At 74.6% G+C, this 16,697-nt stretch carries 12 protein-coding genes; 2 read left to right on the top strand and 10 right to left on the bottom strand.

The genetic code is table 11. The features are described 5' to 3' along the window. Positions 1 to 15: 15 nt before the first annotated feature. The 8 genes from ffh to ACLFMI_RS21745 form a co-directional block, all read right to left on the bottom strand. Complete coding sequence (gene ffh / locus ACLFMI_RS21780) at positions 16 to 1,584, bottom strand: signal recognition particle protein (RefSeq protein ID WP_410949778.1); 1,569 nt, start codon at positions 1,582 to 1,584, stop codon at positions 16 to 18. Positions 1,585 to 1,626: 42 nt separating this feature from the next. Continuing rightward, positions 1,627 to 4,059, bottom strand: a complete 2,433-nt coding sequence (locus ACLFMI_RS21775; protein ID WP_410949777.1) for a [protein-PII] uridylyltransferase — start codon at positions 4,057 to 4,059, stop codon at positions 1,627 to 1,629. Between the two features lie 148 nt (positions 4,060 to 4,207). Further along, the gene (locus ACLFMI_RS21770; protein WP_410949776.1) at positions 4,208 to 4,546 is read right to left on the bottom strand and encodes a P-II family nitrogen regulator; all 339 of its coding nucleotides are present in this window, start codon (positions 4,544 to 4,546) and stop codon (positions 4,208 to 4,210) included. Positions 4,547 to 4,549: 3 nt separating this feature from the next. Further along, on the bottom strand, positions 4,550 to 5,806 hold the full coding sequence (locus ACLFMI_RS21765; protein WP_410949800.1) for an ammonium transporter: 1,257 nt from the start codon (positions 5,804 to 5,806) through the stop codon (positions 4,550 to 4,552). A gap of 247 nt (positions 5,807 to 6,053) precedes the next feature. Then, positions 6,054 to 7,835 (bottom strand): signal recognition particle-docking protein FtsY, encoded by a 1,782-nt coding sequence (gene ftsY / locus ACLFMI_RS21760; RefSeq protein ID WP_410949775.1) that lies wholly within the window; start codon positions 7,833 to 7,835, stop codon positions 6,054 to 6,056. Between the two features lie 70 nt (positions 7,836 to 7,905). After that, positions 7,906 to 11,514, bottom strand: coding sequence for a chromosome segregation protein SMC (smc, locus tag ACLFMI_RS21755; protein WP_410949774.1), 3,609 nt, complete (start codon positions 11,512 to 11,514; stop codon positions 7,906 to 7,908). Between the two features lie 113 nt (positions 11,515 to 11,627). Beyond that, positions 11,628 to 12,047, bottom strand: a complete 420-nt coding sequence (locus tag ACLFMI_RS21750) for a VOC family protein (protein WP_410949773.1) — start codon at positions 12,045 to 12,047, stop codon at positions 11,628 to 11,630. A gap of 134 nt (positions 12,048 to 12,181) precedes the next feature. Continuing rightward, complete coding sequence (locus ACLFMI_RS21745) at positions 12,182 to 12,472, bottom strand: acylphosphatase (RefSeq protein WP_410949772.1); 291 nt, start codon at positions 12,470 to 12,472, stop codon at positions 12,182 to 12,184. A gap of 22 nt (positions 12,473 to 12,494) precedes the next feature. On the opposite strand from ACLFMI_RS21745, the gene ACLFMI_RS21740 reads away from it, so the two are divergent. Both ACLFMI_RS21740 and ACLFMI_RS21735 read left to right on the top strand, forming a co-directional pair. After that, positions 12,495 to 13,355 carry a CAP domain-containing protein gene (locus ACLFMI_RS21740; protein WP_410949771.1) on the top strand — a complete coding sequence of 287 codons (861 nt, stop codon included), beginning with the start codon at positions 12,495 to 12,497 and terminating at the stop codon, positions 13,353 to 13,355. 260 nt (positions 13,356 to 13,615) lie between these two features. Beyond that, positions 13,616 to 14,674: a magnesium and cobalt transport protein CorA gene (locus tag ACLFMI_RS21735; RefSeq protein WP_410949770.1), complete on the top strand. Its 1,059-nt coding sequence runs from the start codon at positions 13,616 to 13,618 to the stop codon at positions 14,672 to 14,674. Positions 14,675 to 15,023: 349 nt separating this feature from the next. Here the strand turns inward: ACLFMI_RS21735 and mutM are convergent, their stop codons facing one another. Together mutM and rnc are read right to left on the bottom strand one after the other, a co-directional pair. Further along, positions 15,024 to 15,896: a bifunctional DNA-formamidopyrimidine glycosylase/DNA-(apurinic or apyrimidinic site) lyase gene (mutM, locus tag ACLFMI_RS21730; RefSeq protein WP_410949769.1), complete on the bottom strand. Its 873-nt coding sequence runs from the start codon at positions 15,894 to 15,896 to the stop codon at positions 15,024 to 15,026. Positions 15,897 to 15,915: 19 nt separating this feature from the next. Further along, positions 15,916 to 16,695: a ribonuclease III gene (gene rnc / locus ACLFMI_RS21725; protein WP_410949768.1), complete on the bottom strand. Its 780-nt coding sequence runs from the start codon at positions 16,693 to 16,695 to the stop codon at positions 15,916 to 15,918. Between the last annotated feature and the right edge of the window lie 2 nt (positions 16,696 to 16,697).

The following is a 16,697-nucleotide window of genomic DNA, read 5'->3' as shown; positions in this document are numbered from 1 at the left end:
AGTCCGGACCCTACGTCACTTCTTCTTCCCGAAGTTCAGCTTCGACGGGTCGAACCCGGGCGGCAGCTGATCCATCGAGCCCAGTCCCGGCGGCATCTGCTGCAGGCTCGGCGGCAGGTTCGACAGGTCCGGCTCGCCCTGCGCGGCCCGGTTCGCCGGGTTGCCGCTGCGCCGGCCCTTCTTGGCCTGCTTGGCCTTGCGCGCGTTCTTCGGCTGCTTCTTCGTCGCGCTGCGACCGCCCCCGCCGAGACCGAACTGGCCAGCCATCTGCTTCATCATCTTGCGGGCCTCGAAGAACCGGTCGACCAGGTCGTTCACGTCCGAGACGGTCACGCCGGAGCCGTTCGCGATCCGCTGCCGGCGCGACGAGTTGATGATCTTCGGGTCGTCCCGCTCGGCGGGGGTCATGCCGCGGATGATCGCCTGCAGGCGGTCGATCTGGCCGTCGTCGACCTGGTCCAGCGCCGCCTTCATCTGCCCCTGGTTCGCCCCCGGGAGCATGTTCAGGATGTTGCCGATCGGCCCCATCTTGCGCAGCTGCAGCATCTGCTGCAGGAAGTCCTCCAGGGAGAGCTCACCGGAACTCATCTTCCGGGCGGCGGCCTCGGACTGCTCGGCGTCGAAGACCTGCTCGGCCTGCTCGATCAGCGAGAGCAGGTCACCCATCCCGAGGATCCGCGACGACATCCGGTCCGGGTGGAAGACGTCGAAGTCCTCGAGCTTCTCGCCGTTGGAGGCGAACAGGATCGGCTCGCCGGTGACCTCGCGGACCGACAGCGCCGCACCGCCGCGGGCGTCGCCGTCGAGCTTGGTGAGCACGACACCGGTGAACCCGACGCCGTCCCGGAACGCCTCGGCGGTGGCCACCGCGTCCTGACCGATCATCGCGTCGACGACGAACAGGACCTCGTCGGGCTGCACCGCGGTCCGGATGTCGGACGCCTGGCGCATCAGCTCCTCGTCGACGCCGAGGCGGCCCGCGGTGTCGACGACGACGACGTCGTACTGCCTGTCCTTCGCGTGCGCGATGCCGTCGCGGGCGACGCCGACCGGGTCGCCGGGGCCTTCGGGCAGCTCGCCCGAACCGGTCGCGCCCGGGTGCGGGGCGAACGTCGGCGCACCGGCCCGCTCGCCGACGATCTGCAGCTGGTTGACCGCGTTCGGCCGCTGCAGGTCGCAGGCCACCAGCAGCGGGGTGTGCCCCTGGCCCTTCAGCCAGCGGGCCAGCTTGCCGGCCAGCGTCGTCTTGCCGGAGCCCTGCAGACCGGCCAGCATGATGACGGTCGGCGGTTCCTTGGCCAGGTTGAGGCGCCGGGTCTCGCCGCCGAGGATCGTTACGAGCTCCTCGTTGACGATCTTCACGACCTGCTGGGCCGGGTTCAGGGCACCGGAGACCTCCGCCCCCTTGGCCCGTTCCTTGATCCGCGAGATGAACCCGCGGACCACCGGCAGGGCGACGTCCGCCTCCAGCAGCGCGATCCGGATCTCGCGCGCGGTGGCGTCGATGTCGGCGTCGGAGAGCCGGCCCTTGCCGCGGAGGTCGCGCAGCGTGGAACCGAGCCGCTCGGAGAGGGAGTCGAACACCCTTACCAGCCTACTGGGCGAGCGCCGGGTTCCGGGGCGCGGTCACCGGGAGACACCGGACGGCGGCCCGGCGGCTCCACGGCGGACCTCACCGGCCCGGCCGGCGGCGACCGCGAGGACCGCTCGCTCGGCCTCCCGCCGCACCGTGCGGTCCGGCGCGCCGGTGAGGCCGAACGCGTCGACGACCGAGGCCCCCAGCGTCTCCACCCGGGCCCACCGCACGTCCGACCCGGACCGCTCCAGGGCCGCGGTGACGTGGTGCAGCAGGCCGATCCGGTCGGTACCGCGCAGCTCCAGCACGACACCGCCGGTGACCTCGTCGTCGAACCACAGCACCCGGGGCGGCGCGGTCCGCTCCACCTCGGGGGCCGCGGGGGCGTAGTCGCGTTCCTTGCGGGCCAGCGCCGACGCCAGCTCCAGCGCACCGTCGAGCACGCGCACCAGGTCCCCGCGGACCAGCGCCGGTTCGGGCAGCCCACCGAACCGCGGGGTGACCGCGAAGGTCTGCACCGCGACCCCGCGCTCGACGGTGATCTCGGCGGTGTGCACCTGCAGCGAGTGCAGGGCCAGCACCCCGGCCACCGCGGACAGCGCACCGCGGCGGTCCGGCAGCGCCACCGCCACGGTCGCGACGTCGTCGCCGGTGGAGAAGGTGACCTGCGGGTTCCCGTCCGCCTTCACCGCCGGCGCCATCCCCGCCGACGACGGGTCCGGCGGGCCCGGCTCGACGAACGGCCGGCCGTCCAGCGCGGTCAGCAGCCGCCCGGACAGGCCCTGGATCAGGGTGCGCCGCCACGGGCTCCACACGCCCGGCCCGGTGCCCAGCGAGTCCGCCTCGGCGAGCGCGTCGAGCAGCTCCACCAGCACCGCGACGTCCTGCTCCGGCCGGCCACCCTCGGCGACCGCCTCGCGGAGCGTGTCCAGCACCCGGGCCACCGTCGCCGGGTCCTCCGGGTCGCGCCGGGTCGCGGTGTGCGGCAGCAGCAGGTGGTGGCGGACCATCGCCGCCAGCAGCACGACGTCGCCGTCCCGCAGGCCGAGCCGCTCGCCGATCCGGCGGGCCGCCGACTCCCCCACCTCGGAGTGGTCCCCGCCGCGCCCCTTGCCGATGTCGTGGATCAGCGCACCGAGCAGCAGCAGGTCCGGGCGGGCGATCCGGGTGGTCAGCCGCGCGGCCTGCGCGCACACCTCCACCAGGTGCCGGTCGACCGTCCAGACGTGCGTCCGGTCGCGTGGCGGCAGGTCGCGCACCGCACCCCACTCCGGGAACAGCCGCCCCCACAGCCCGGTGCGGTCCAGCGACTCGATCACGCCGACCATCGCCTGCCCGGTGCCGAGCAGGGCGAGCAGCTCGGTCAGCGCCGCCCGCGGCCACGGGGCGCGCAGCTCGGGGGCGGTGTCGGCGAGCCGGGTCAGGGTGCCGGCGGAGATCGGCAGGCCGGTCCGCGCGGCGGCCGCGGCCACCCGCAGCGCGAGGGCCGGGTCCTTGGCCGCCGAGGCGTCCCGGGCCAGGCCGACCTCGCCCCCGTGCCCGACGACCCCTGAACCCAACGGACGCCGGACCGGGGCCCGGCGCAGCGCCGCGAGCCCGCGGCGGGGCAGCCCCGCGCGGGCCTGGCGCAGCCCGACCTCGACGGCGAACGCGACCGCGCGGGCCGCGCCGGACAGCGCGCGGGCCAGGTCGAAGCGGTCCCCGACGTCCAGGACGGCGGCGATGTCGTCGGCGTCCTGGGCGCGCAGGACGTCCCGGGCCCGCCCGGCCCGGCGGTGCAGCTCGGTGCGGACGTCGAGCAGCAGGGCGCGCGCGGCTGCGACCTCGGCGGAGGGCCGGTCGACCAGCTGCGCGGTGGCCAGCGCGTCGATCAGCGCCACGTCGCGCAGGCCGCCGTGACCGTTCTTGAGGTCCGGCTCGATCCGGTGCGCGACATCACCGTTGCGCCGGCGCCGCTCGGCGGCCGTCTCGGCGAGCTCGTCGAACCGGTTGCGGATGCCGGCCCGCCAGGCCTTCCGGGCGGCGTCGCGCACCTTCGCCGAGAGAGCGCCGTCGCCGGCGACGTGCCGGACCTCGAGCAGGCCCAGCGCGGTGCGGAGGTCGGTGGTGGCGACCTGGACGGCCTGGCCGGGGGTGCGGACGGCGTGGTCGAGGCCGATGCCGGCGTCCCAGAGCGGATACCAGAGCCGTTCGGCCAGGGTGTCGACACCGGTCCGGTCGTCGTGCAGCAGGACCAGGTCGAGGTCCGAGTGCGGGCACAGCTCGCGCCGGCCCAGTGCGCCGACCGCGACCAGCGCGGCCCCGCTCCCGTCGCCGTCGAGGCCGAGTGTCGCGCACCGCGACGAGAGCCAGAAGTCGTGCAGGTCCACCAGCGCCGTGCGCAACTTCTCCGGCCCGTGCGGGTGCCGGCCCCCACCCGCCTCCAGCAGCACCGACTTCGCCTTGACCAGGTCCGTCGCCTCGCCCGACCCGAGCACCGTCATCGCCCCGACCCACCCGCTCCCGTCTCGTCCCGTTGTCGTCCTGGTGCCCGGTTCGGGCCCGGACGGCGGCCGGGCCCGCCGCGCCCCGTGCGGGTGCGACGGGCCCGGGCCGTTCCTGCGCGGGTCGCCGTAGTAGCAACCTGAGCCGTCAGACGGCGTCGGTGCCCCGCTCGCCGGTCCGCACCCGGACGACGGTCTCGACAGGGGTCACCCAGACCTTGCCGTCACCGATCTTGCCGGTGCGGGCGGCCTCGACGACCGCGTCGACGACCTTGTCCTGCAGCGCGTCGTCGACGACGACCTCGACCCGCACCTTCGGCACGACGTCGACCGAGTACTCGGCGCCGCGGTAGACCTCGGTGTGGCCCTTCTGGCGGCCGTAGCCCTGGACCTCGCTGATGGTCAGACCGAGCACGCCGATCTGCTCCAGCGCGCCCTTGACGTCCTCCAGGACGAACGGCTTGACGATGGCGGTCACGAGCTTCATGGGTCAGGCCTCCTGCTTCGCCGGGGTGGCCGGCGCCGCGGCAGGCGGCCTCGGCGCGGAGCCGAGGCCACTGCCACCACGCAGGCCGGAGAACTCGTACCCGGTCTCGGCGTGCTCCGCCTCGTCGATACCGGTCTGCTCGGCCTCGTCGTCGACCCGCAGGCCGAGGGTGGCCTTGACGACCAGCGCGATGATCGTGGTGACCACACCGCAGTAGACGATCGTGGCGAGCGCGGCGACCGCCTGGATGCCGAGCTGGCCGGCGCCACCGCCGTAGAAGACACCGTTGGTCTCGTCGGGGGCGATGTCGGTGGCGAACAGACCGATGGCCAGGGTGCCCCAGAGACCGGCGACGAGGTGGACGCCGACGACGTCGAACGAGTCGTCGTAGCCCAGCTTGTACTTCCAGCCGACCGCGTAGGCCGACAGCGCACCGGCGACGACGCCGATCGCCAGCGCGCCCAGCGGGGAGACCGCGGCACAGGCCGGGGTGATCGCGACCAGTCCGGCGACGATGCCCGAGGCGGCCCCCAGCGAGGTGGCCTTGCCGTGGCGGACCTTCTCGACAATCAGCCAGCCGAGGATGGCGGCGGCGGTGGCGGCGATGGTGTTGGTGAACGCGAACGCGGCGGCCCAGTCGGCGGCACCGGAGGACCCGGCGTTGAACCCGAACCAGCCGAACCACAGCAGACCCGCACCGAGCATGACCATCGTCAGGTTGTGCGGGCGCATGGCCTCACGCGGCCAGCCGCGGCGCCTGCCCAGGACGATGCAGAGCACCAGCGCGGCGACACCGGCGTTGATGTGCACCGCGGTACCACCGGCGAAGTCCAGCGCGCCCAGCGAGGTCGCGATCCAGCCCTGCTCCAGGTCGAAGACCCAGTGCGCGATCGGGAAGTACACCAGGGTGGCCCACAGCCCGGCGAACAGCATCCAGGCGCCGAACTTCATGCGGTCGGCGGCGGCACCGGCGACCAGCGCGACCGTCAGGATCGCGAACATCGCCTGGAAGCTGACGAACGCCAGGTCCGGCAGCGTGTTGACGGCCTCGTCGTCGGCCAGGACCGAGGTCAGCCCGAACGCCTCGAAGGGGTTGCCCAGCAGGCCGCCTCCGATGTCGGTCCCGAAGGCCATCGAGTAGCCGAACAGGATCCACAGCACACCGACCAGGCCGAGCGAGCTGAAGCACATCATCATCATGTTCAGCACGCCCTTGGACCGGGCCTGTCCGCCGTAGAAGAGCGCCACACCCGGTGTCATGAGCAGTACGAGCGCGGCACTCGCCAGGATCCAGGCGGTATCGCCGCTGTTGAGACCTTCCACGGGCTCTTCCTTCCCACGTCTGTCGTTCCCGACTGGGGAGGAAGGATGCTGATCCCGTGTTTCGCAGGTGGCGCGCATCCGTTTCGCGAGCGTTAACAGCCCGCCGGAACGGATGACGCTCGGGTTACCTGCCGGATCCGGCGGGACGGGCGCGTCGCCTCCGCGCCGTCCCGCCGGCCGCGGATCAGGTCAGTAGCGCGTCGACGAACGCCTTCGGTTCGAACGGGGCGAGGTCGTCCGGGCCCTCGCCGAGACCGACCAGCTTCACCGGGACGCCCAGCTCGCGCTGCACCCGGAACACGATCCCGCCCTTGGCGGTGCCGTCCAGCTTGGTGAGCGCGATCCCGGTGACGTCGACGACCTCACCGAACACCCGCGCCTGGGTGAGCCCGTTCTGGCCGGTGGTGGCGTCCAGGACCAGCAGCACCTCGTCGACCTCGGCCTGCTTCTCGACCACCCGCTTGACCTTGCCCAGCTCGTCCATCAGGCCGGTCTTCGTGTGCAGCCGGCCGGCGGTGTCGAGCAGCACGGCGTCGACGCCGTCGGCGGTGCCGCGCTTGACGGCGTCGAACGCGACCGACGCCGGGTCGGCCCCCTCCGGCCCGCGGACGACGCCGGCGCCGGACCGCTCGCCCCAGGTCACCAGCTGCTCCGCCGCGGCGGCGCGGAACGTGTCGGCGGCGCCGAGGGTGACCGTACGGCCGCCCGCGACCAGCACCCGGGCGAGCTTGCCGGTGGTGGTGGTCTTGCCGGTCCCGTTCACGCCGACGACGAGCAGCACGGCCGGGCGGCCGTCGTCGTGCGGCAGGGCGTGCACCGACCGGTCCTGGTCGGTGTCGAGCGCCTCGGTCAGCACGTCGTGCAGGGTCTGCCGGACCCCCTCGGCGCTGCGGACGCCGCGGCTGGCCAGCTGCTCGCGCAGCTTCTCGGTGATCTCGGCGGTCATCTCCGGCCCGAGGTCGGCCTGCAGCAGGGTGGCCTCGACGTCCTCCCAGGACTCCTCGTCCAGGTCGCCGGCGCCGAGCAGGCCGAGCAGGCTCTGGCCGAGCCCGGACCGCGACCGGGACAGCCGGCCGCGCAGCCTGCCGAGCCGTCCCTCGGCGGGGGCGATCTCCTCGGTCGGCGCGCCGGGGGCGACCGGCGCGGTGGCGTCGGCCGGCGCCTGCTCGGTCGGTGTCTGCTCGGTCGGGGCCCCGGTGGGTGCCTCTGCCGGTGCGGTGTCGGCCGGGCGGGTGGGTGCGGCGGTCCCGGCCGTGGCCGCGGCGCCGGCCCCGGAGGTTCGCGTGTCGGTCGCCGCGGTGCCCGTTGCCGCCGTGCCCGTCGGCGGCGTGTCCGTCGAGGCGGTGTCGGGTGCGGTGCTCGTGTCGGTGGCGCCCGTGGTGCGCAGCCGGCCGGTCGCGTCCGGGTCCGCGGGTGCGGTGCCGGGGCGGGCGAGCTGCCGGGTGTCCGGGTCCTTGCTCGCCTCCGCGGTATCGATCACCGGGCTGCTGGGGACCTCGCCGGAGCGGACCGGCGGGGCGGTGCTGACCGGGATCCCGCCGGGCGGGGTGCGCGCCTCGGTGGCACCGCCGAGGACCGGCGTGCCTCCGGGCGGGGTCCGGACGTCGTCCGCGGTCGGGGTGGTCTCCCCCTCCCCGGCGGCCGGGGCTCGGGTGTCCGGGGCTCGCGTGTCCCGGGCTCGGGTGTCAGAGGCGGGCGTGTCCGGCGCGGGAGGGATCGTCTCGGGGGCGTCACCGGACGCCGGGCGTTCCGGGGCCGTGGCCGTGCCGGAGGAGAAGGCGAACCCGCCACCGGCCTGGTAGCCGCCACCCCGGGGTGGTTGCTCGGTCTGCTCGAGCTCGCGCTGCCGCTCGTCCTCGCGCAGGCTGATCCGCCGCCGGCGGGTGATCACCAGCCCGGCGACGAGGGCGATCAGCAACACGGCCACGACGACCGCGACGATGATCCAGAGGGTCTGGGTGCTCACCCGGCCACCCTGCCAGAGCCCGTGCGGCGGCCACGAACCGAACCGCCGGAGCGCGGTCCCGGCGGGTGGGTCAGGAAGCGGGGCGCAGCCGCTGCGAGATGACCTGGGTGATGCCGTCGCCGCGCATCGAGACGCCGTACAACGCGTCGGCGACCTCCATCGTCGGCTTCTGGTGGGTGATGACGATGAGCTGGCTGGCCGCGCGCAGCTCCTCCAGCAGCCCGATCAGCCGGCGCAGGTTGACGTCGTCGAGGGCGGCCTCGATCTCGTCGAGCACGTAGAACGGCGACGGGCGGGCCCGGAAGATCGCCACCAGCAGCGCCATCGCGGTCAGCGAGCGTTCCCCGCCGGACAGCAGCGACAGCCGCTTGACCTTCTTGCCGGGCGGGCGGGCCTCCACCTCGATGCCGGTGGTGAGCATGTCCTCGGGGTCGGTGAGCACCAGCCGCCCCTCGCCGCCGGGGAACAGCGTCGCGAACACGGTCTCGAACTCGGCCGCGACGTCGTTGAAGGCGGTCGTGAAGACCTCGAGGATCTTGTCGTCCACCTCGCGGACCACGGTCAGCAGGTCCCGGCGGGTGTTCTTGAGGTCCTCCAGTTGGGTGGACAGGAACCGGTAGCGCTCCTCCTGCGCCGCGAACTCCTCCAGCGCCAGCGGGTTGACCTTGCCCAGCAGCGACAGGTCCTTCTCCGCGCGCTTCCGGCGCCGCTCCTGGGTGGCCCGGTCGTAGGGCACCGGCGGTGGGGCGGAGACCTGCTCGCCGCGTTCCTTCGCCGCCTCGTACTCGGCGGTCTCTGCCTCGGACGGCGGCACCGGCACGTCCGGGCCGTACTCGGCCACCAGGTCGTCGGCGCCGATCCCGTGGTCGGTGAGGATCTTCTCGGTCAGCTGCTCGAGCCGCATCCGGGTCTGCTGGCGCACCATCTCGTCGCGGTGCACGGCGTCGGTGAGCTTCTCCAGCTGCGCGGTCAGCTTCGTGGTGGCCTCGCGCGCCTCGGCGTGCGCGCGTTCCCGCTCGGCCCGGGCGGCCTGGACCTCGTCCCGCTCCGCGGCGGCCGCGGCCAGCGACACCTCGATCCGCTCGGAGGCGTCCGCGCCGGCGTCGGCGACCAGCCGGGCGATCTCGCCTGCCCGTTCCCGCTCCGCGGCCGCGGCCGCGGCGCGGGCGCGGGCCTGCCGCTCGGAGTGCGCCTGCCGGCGCAGCGTCTCGGCCTGGCCGGCGATCGCCCGGGCCCGCTCCTCCGCGGTGCGCAGAGCAAGGCGGCACTCGACCTCCTCGGAGCGGACCGCCTCGACCTTCTCGGCGGCCTCGTCCCGCAGCTCGGTGTCCGGCTCGTCGTCGGCGGGGACGTCCTCGGCGATCGAGAGCTGGTGCTCGGCGGCCTCCAGCTCGGTCAGCGACTCGGACCGGCGGGCCTCGACGGCGTCTCGGCGCTCGCGCAGCCGCTGCGCCTCGGCCCGGGCGGACGCGACGACCTGCTCCAGCCGGCCCAGCTGGGCCGCCGCGGCGGCGCGGCGCTTGTCGGCCTCGGCGGCCGCGGCCCGCGCGTCGGTCAGCTCCCCGCCGCGGGCCTCCTCCTCCGCGCGGGCACCGGACAGGGTGGGGCGCAACGACTCCAGCTCGGCGTCGACGGCGTCCCTCTCGGCGACGGCGTCGTCCACCGCGGCCTGCAGCTGCAGCGCGCCCTCGCCCGCGCCGGCCCCACCGCGGGCGGCGTGCGCGGTGAGCAGGTCCCCGTCGGTGGTGACGGCGGTGAGCTCCGGCCGGGCGTCCAGCGCGGCGGCCGCGGCGTCCAGGTCGTCGACGACGACGACGTCGGCCAGCAACGCCGACAGCGCCGCGCCGAGCGCGGGCGGGGCGGTGAGGAGCGCGGCGGCCCAGCGCCCGGCGGGCGGCTCCCCGGCCGGCGTCCCGATCGGGGCGGGCGGCCCGTCGCCCGCACCGGCCCCCCCGACCAGCAGCGCGGCCCGGCCCGCGTCACCCGAGCGCAGCGCCCGCAGCGCGGCCGCCGCGGACGGCACCGAGGAGACGGCGACGCCCTCGGCCACCTCGCCGAGCGCGGCCGCCACCGCGGTCCGCCCCTCCGGCGCGACGACGACGAGCTCGGCCACCGCCCCCAGCACCCCGTCGGCGGCGTCCTCGGCTCCCGAGCCGAGCAGCGCGCCGCTGCCGTCCTTGCGAACCAGGCCGTCACCCAGGGCGTCCACCCGGGCCCGCCAGTGCGCGCGGCGCTGCTCGGCGTCCCGCTCGGCCCCGGCCAGCTCGGTCACCCGCGCCTCGGCGGCCCGGTGCGCGGCCTCGGCCTGCTCGGTCCGCTCGGCGAGCGCGTCCCCGCCGTCGTCGTGGGCGTCCAGGCCCAGGCTCTCCCGGGTGGACTCCAGCTCGGCCTCGGCCTGCTCGGTACGGGTGGCCGCCTCGGCGAGCGCCTCGGACAGCCGCTCGATCTCCTCGGCGGTGGCGGCGACGCCGGAGCGCAGCGCATCGGCCTTGCCGGCCAGGGTGGCGATGCCGGCCCGGCGGTCGGCGATCGCGCGGACCGCGGCCAGGTGCTCGCGCTCGGCGGCGGCCAGCGTGCGCTCCCGCTCGGCCTTCTCCTGCACCGCCTCGTCGAGCCTGCGGCGGGCCTCGGCGACCCCGGCGACCAGCTCCTCCTCCTGCTCGGCGATCGCCTCGGCCTCGGCCTCGGTCTCGTCCGGATCCCGGCCCGGGGTGCGCTCGGTCGCCTCGGACGACGTCAGGTGCCGGACCCGCTCCTCGGCGAGCCGCACGGTGCCGCGCAGGCGCTCGGCCAGCGCGGAGAGCTGGTACCAGGTGTCCTGCGCGGCGGCCAGCCGCGGGGCGTCCTCGGCGAGTGCGGACTCCAGCTCCTGCTGGCGCTCCCGGGAGACGGCCAGCTGCTCCTCGGTCTCGGCATGCCGCTTGCGGGCCCGCTCCTGGTCGGCCTCCTCGCGGGTGATCTCCTGCTGGAGGGTCACCAGGTCGTCGGCGGCGAGGCGGAGCCGGGCGTCGCGCAGCTCGGTCTGCACGGCCTGGGCCTTGCGGGCGATCTCGGCCTGCCGGCCCAGCGGCTTGAGCGCCCGGCGCAGCTCGGCGGTGAGGTCGGTGAGCCGGGTCAGGTTGGCCTGCATCGCGTCCAGCTTCCGCAGCGCCTTCTCCTTGCGCTTGCGGTGCTTGAGGACGCCGGCCGCCTCCTCGATGTAGGCGCGCCGGTCCTCCGGCTTGGACTGCAGCACCCCGTCGAGCTGCCCCTGCCCGACGACGACGTGCATCTCCCGGCCGATCCCGGAGTCGGACAGCAGCTCCTGGACGTCGAGCAGCCGGGCGCGGGAGCCGTTGATCTCGTACTCGCCGGCGCCGTCCCGGAACATCCGCCGGGTCACCGAGACCTCGGAGTAGTCGATCGGGAGCGCGCCGTCGGAGTTGTCGATGGTGAGCGTGACCTCGGCGCGGCCCAGCGGCGACCGGCCGGACGTGCCGGCGAAGATCACGTCCTCCATCTTGCCGCCGCGCAGCGCCTTCGCGCCCTGCTCGCCGAGCACCCAGCTGATCGCGTCGACGACGTTGGACTTGCCCGACCCGTTCGGCCCGACGACACACGTGATCCCCGGCTCCAGGCGGAGCGTGGTGGCCGAGGCGAAGGACTTGAAGCCCTTCATCGTCAGCGACTTCAGGTGCACGGGCGCCGGTCTCCAGGTACGGGGGAAGCGCCCAGCCTATCGCCGACGCCGGCGACGCCCGGGACGGCACGCGCCGTCAGCCGTGATCGAGCCGGAGGCGCCCGAGCCGCGCGTCAGGTCTGCGGTGCCGTGGCGTTGACCAGCCAGCGCACCCCGAACCGGTCGGTGAGCTGGCCGAACAGGTCGCCCCACATCTGCTTCTCGAACGGCACGTCCACGGTGCCGCCCTCGCCCAGACCGGTGAACATCGCGGCGAGCCGGTCCTCGTCGTCGCCGGAGATGCTGATCGAGACCCCGGCCGCGGCCGAGCCGATCGGGCGTTCCGGGTCGCCGTCCGAGGCCATCAGGGCGACCCCGTCCGCGGTCTCCAGGTAGGCGTGCATGACGCCCTCGGGCGGCGGCACGGGCCCCTCGGCGCCCATGTCACCGAAGGTCATGATCTGCAGCTCACCGCCGAGGACGGAGCGGTAGAACTCCATCGCCTCCCGGGCCGAGCTGTCGAAGTGCAGGTACGGGTTGAGCTGGACGGTCATCGTTGCTCCCGGAGGCGGTGGTGGTGGAGGTGCCGTACGGATAGACCGCGGCACCCCCGGAAACTCGTCGGCGGGGCGCTCCGGATTACGCCCCCGCCGGATCGCGCCTGGGCCGGAGGGCGCCGGGCCGCCGGTCAGGCCTCGGCGAAGCCGGAGAACCCGCCGGTCGCCTCGTCCCACTGCTCGGACACCGAGGTGACGCGGCCCGGGGTGTCCCCGCCGCGGAGCAGCCCGAGCAGCTGCTCGCAGGCCGCGCGGTCACCCTCCGCGGTCACCCCGACCCGACCGTCGGGAAGGTTCCGGGCCTGCCCGACGAGGCCCAGTTCGAGCGCCCGCGCCCGCGTCCACCAGCGGAAACCGACCCCTTGCACCTCCCCTTGGACCCACACGATGAGCCGAACGGTGGCATCTGTGTTACTACTCACAGTACTGCTACGTTACGCCACCGTGATCCGACGACGCACACCGCGCCCCGCCCGCACCGTGCTCGGCGGGGTGGGGGCCGGCGCCGCGCTGGCGCTGGCGGCGCCACTGGCCGCCCCGCTCGTGGCACCGCAGGGCCCCTCCGGGCCGGGCGGGGCGGTCGAGGAGACCCTCCCGCTCCGCGCGGTCGGTGCGGCGTCGGCCGTTCCCGGGACGGACGGACCGGCCGATCCCGGCTCCCCGGCCACCGCGCCGCCGCCGGCGCTGACCGCCTCCGGCGCGGCCGGTGCCGCCTTCGACCGGGCCTCCGGCGCCGCGGGTGCCGTCTCCGGCGCGGCCGGTGCCGCGTTCACCCGGGTGCCGGCCGACCCGGGGTTCCCGGCCGCCGCGGCGCTGGCCGCCCTCGACGAGCACCGGGCGGCCCAGGCGGTCCGGGCCGCCGCCCCGGACGTCGAGCGGGGCCCCGGCGACCCGCCCGTCCGGGCCGCACCGGCCCGGGCCGCCGCCCCGGGCGGCGGGCTCACCGGCCGGCTCGCGCAGGTCGTCGACCTGACCAACGCCGAACGTGCCCGGGCCGGCTGCGGCGCGCTGAGCGTGGACCCGCGGATCAGCGCGGCCGCCCAGGGGCACAGCGAGGACATGGCGGCGCGCGGGTACTTCGCGCACGACAGCCCGGACGGCCGGGACTTCGCCGACCGGATCACCGCCGCCGGCTACTCCTCCCCCGGCGCGGAGAACATCGCCCAGGGCCAGCCGGACGCGGCCACCGTCGTGCAGGACTGGATGGAGTCCCCGGGGCATCGGCGCAACATCCTGGACTGCTCGCTGAGCACTATCGGCGTCGGGCTCGCCGACGGGTACTGGACCCAGAACTTCGGCCGGTAAGAGCGCTCCGCAGATGAGAGGCCCGTGGATGTGACCCCGGGGGACCCTTCATCACGGTCGACGGGACACCAGCGCTGTCGGACGACGTCTGGACAGCCTTGGGCTGCCGCTGACCACGGGCAACGTCGACGACCGGGTCGTACGGGCGCTGGCGCGGTGCCCTACCGCCGGGTGCGTGACGTCCGGGAGCGCCGGGGCGCGCCGCGCCCCCGCCGTGGTTACGCTCCTCGTCTGCCACGGCACGGCGGGAGGTCCGAGCAATGTCGGTGATCGACAACGCGGTCTACGTCGACGGGCAGCGGGCCGCCGCGCCGGACTCGGTCGACGGGGCGCTGGCCGAGCTGCACCGGTGCCGGGACGGCGGATCCGGCGGCGACGAGGCAAACGGCAACAGCTTCTGCTGGATCGGGATGCTCCGGCCCGACGAGTCCGAGATCCAGGACCTGGCGGCCGAGTTCGAGCTGCACAGCCTGGCCGTCGAGGACACCGTGAACGCCCACCAGCGGCCCAAGATGGAGCGCTACGGCGACACCGAGTTCGTCGTGCTCCGGCCGGCCCGCTACGTCGACCGGGACGAGGTCGTCCAGATCGGCGAGGTGCACCTGTTCCTCGGTCCGAACTTCGTGATCACCGTGCGACACGCGGTGGAGCCGGAGCTGGGCGCGGTCCGCGAGCGCCTGGAGCGGGATCCGGAGCTCCTCTCGCACGGCCCGATGGCGGTGCTCTACGCCGTCCTGGACCGGGTGGTGGACGACTACCTGCCCGTCCTGACCGGCCTGCAGGACGACATCGACCAGATCGAGGAGCAGGTCTTCCGGGGTGACCCGGCGGTGTCCCGGCGGATCTACCAGCTGACCCGCGAGGTGATCGCGTTCCAGCGCGCGGTCGAGCCGCTGCAGGAGATCTTCCTCGAGCTGCGCGGCCGGTTCGCCAAGTCCGGCGAGGCCCCCGACGTCGAGCTACGCCGGGCGATGCGCGACGTGATCGACCACGCCACCCGGGTCCGGGAGCGGGTGGAGGGATTCCGGGACCTGCTCGGCAACATCCTCACCGTCAACTCGACGCTGGTGGCGCAGCGCCAGAACGAGGAGATGACCCGGCTCTCCGAGGCCGGCTACACCCAGAACGAGCAGATGAAGCGGGTGTCCTCGTGGGCGGCGATCCTGTTCGCCCCCAGCCTGGTCGCCGGCATCTACGGGATGAACTTCGACTACATGCCCGAGCTGCACTGGACGCTCGGCTACCCGATGGCGTTCGCGCTGATGCTGGTCCTCGCCGGCGTGCTGTTCGCGGCGTTCAAGCACAACGACTGGTTGTAGGACGGACTGGTTGTAGGACGGACTGGTTGCAGGACGGACCGGTTGCAGGACGGACCGGTTGCAGGGCCGGCCGCGCTCTCCCCTACACGCGCCCGGCCGTTCCCCTCGGTGCAGGCGGACTCGTACACCGCCAGCGGCTGCCCGTCCCGGTCGGACAGGTAGACACCGGACAGCGGGCGGCCCTTGGCGTCGAACGGCCGTACCTCGGTGACCTGGTCACCGTTCTGGGCCAGCCCGATCGGCGGCGACCCGGTGGGCGGGCGCTCGGGTTCAGCCGGCGTGCCGGCCGCCGCGATCAACAGCCCGCCGCGAAGGCCGGACGACCGGCCCCAGCGCCGCGACGAGCTGGTCAGCGCCGCGGCCTCGGCTGGCAGCGCGGGCAGGTGAACGAGGACCGGTTCATGAACGCGTCCCGGCGGATCGGGGTGCCGCAGCGCCGGCATGCCCGGTCGGCCTGCCCGTAGACGTTCAGCGAGCGGTCGAAGTAGCCGGACGCGCCGTTGACGTTGACGTAGAGCGCGTCGAACGAGGTCCCGCCCTGGGCGAGCGCCTCGGCCATGACGGTGCCGGCCGCGTCGAGCACGGCGTGGCCCTGTGCCCTGGTGAGCTTCTCCGTGGGGCGCAACCCGTGCAGCCTCGCCCGCCAGAGCGCCTCGTCGGCGTAGATGTTGCCGATCCCGGAGACGACCGTCTGATCCAGCAGCGCCCGCTTGACCTCGGTCCGGCGCCGGCGCAGCGCGGCGACGGCATCGGCGGCGGAGAACGCGGGGTCCATCGGGTCACGCGCGATGTGCGCGACCGGCTCCGGGACCAGTCCGCCGCCGGTGGCGGGCGCGAGCGCGTGCACGGACAGGCCGCCGAACGTGCGCTGGTCGACGAACCGCAGCTCGGGGCCGCCGTCGTCGAACCGGAGCCGGACCCGCAGGTGCTTCTCGTCCGGACGAGCAGCGTCCGCGACGAGCATCTGGCCACTCATCCCGAGGTGCGCGAGCAGCGCGTCGTCCCCGGCCCCACCGGGGACGAACTCCAGCCAGAGGTACTTGCCACGACGGACCGCGGCGCGGGGCGTGCGTCCGGTCAGGCGCCCGGTGAAGTCGGCGGCGCCGGGTGCGTGCCGGCGGACCGCCCGCGGGTGCAGCACCTCGACAGCGGCCACCCGGCGGTCCAGCACGTGGTCGGCGAGGCCGCGCCGAACGACCTCGACCTCGGGCAGCTCCGGCACGTCGCGAGCGGGTCCCGGCTCAGCGGGCGGACGCGGGCCCGGTGCCGGCGCCCTGCTCGGACAGCGCGCGCCAGGCGATCTCGGCGGCCTTCTGCTCGGCTTCCTTCTTGGTCCGCCCCGCCCCACTGCCCAGGTCACGGCCACCGACGACGGCGGTCGCGGTGAACAGCTTGAGGTGGTCCGGACCCTCCTCGTCGATCCGGTACTCGGGCACGCCGTGCCCGCCGGACGCGGTGAGTTCCTGCAGGCTGGTCTTCCAGTCCAGGCCCGCGCCGAGCAGCGGCGCGCCGTGCAGCAGGTCGGCGAACAGCCGGTGGATCAGCTCCCGGGACGGCTCCAGGCCGTGCTGCAGGTACACCGCACCGAGCAGCGCCTCGGTGCCGTCGGCCAGGATGCTGGCCTTCGTCCGGCCGCCGGTCAGCTCCTCGCCACGGCCCAGGAACAGGTAGGCACCCAGGCCGAACGGTGTGCCGTCCGTGGCGACGGAGCCCGGCGGGGTCGGCAGCGCCGTGGCCACCCCGGCCAGCGCGTGCATGTTGACGACACTGGCGCGCAGCTTCGCGAGCTGCCCCTCGGGCAGGTCAGGGTGGTCCCGGTAGAGCCGCTCGGTGATCACGATCGAGAGCACCGAGTCGCCCAGGAACTCCAGTCGCTCGTTCGTCGGCAGCCCGCCGTGCTCGTAGGCGTACGAGCGGTGCGTCAGCGCGAGGATCAGCAGGTCCTCGTCGAGCTCGACGCCGAGCGCGGACAGCAGAGGAGACCGGTCCGTCACCGGACCGGTCACGCTCTTGTCCCCCACCT

The sequence above is a fragment of the Pseudonocardia nantongensis genome (assembly GCF_046546495.1).
Taxonomy (GTDB): Bacteria; Actinomycetota; Actinomycetes; order Mycobacteriales; family Pseudonocardiaceae; genus Pseudonocardia; species Pseudonocardia nantongensis.
Note: the sequence above shows the minus strand (reverse complement) of the source record. Positions and strands in the feature narration are given on the sequence as shown.

Coding starts and splice junctions, on each gene's coding strand:
- ACLFMI_RS21775 (WP_410949777.1), bottom strand. CDS start 4,059: ATGACGGTGCTCGGGTCGGGCGAGGCGACGGACCTGGTCAAGGCGAAG.
- ACLFMI_RS21770 (WP_410949776.1), bottom strand. CDS start 4,546: ATGAAGCTCGTGACCGCCATCGTCAAGCCGTTCGTCCTGGAGGACGTC.
- ACLFMI_RS21765 (WP_410949800.1), bottom strand. CDS start 5,806: ATGACACCGGGTGTGGCGCTCTTCTACGGCGGACAGGCCCGGTCCAAG.
- ACLFMI_RS21750 (WP_410949773.1), bottom strand. CDS start 12,047: ATGACCGTCCAGCTCAACCCGTACCTGCACTTCGACAGCTCGGCCCGG.
- ACLFMI_RS21735 (WP_410949770.1), top strand. CDS start 13,616: ATGTCGGTGATCGACAACGCGGTCTACGTCGACGGGCAGCGGGCCGCC.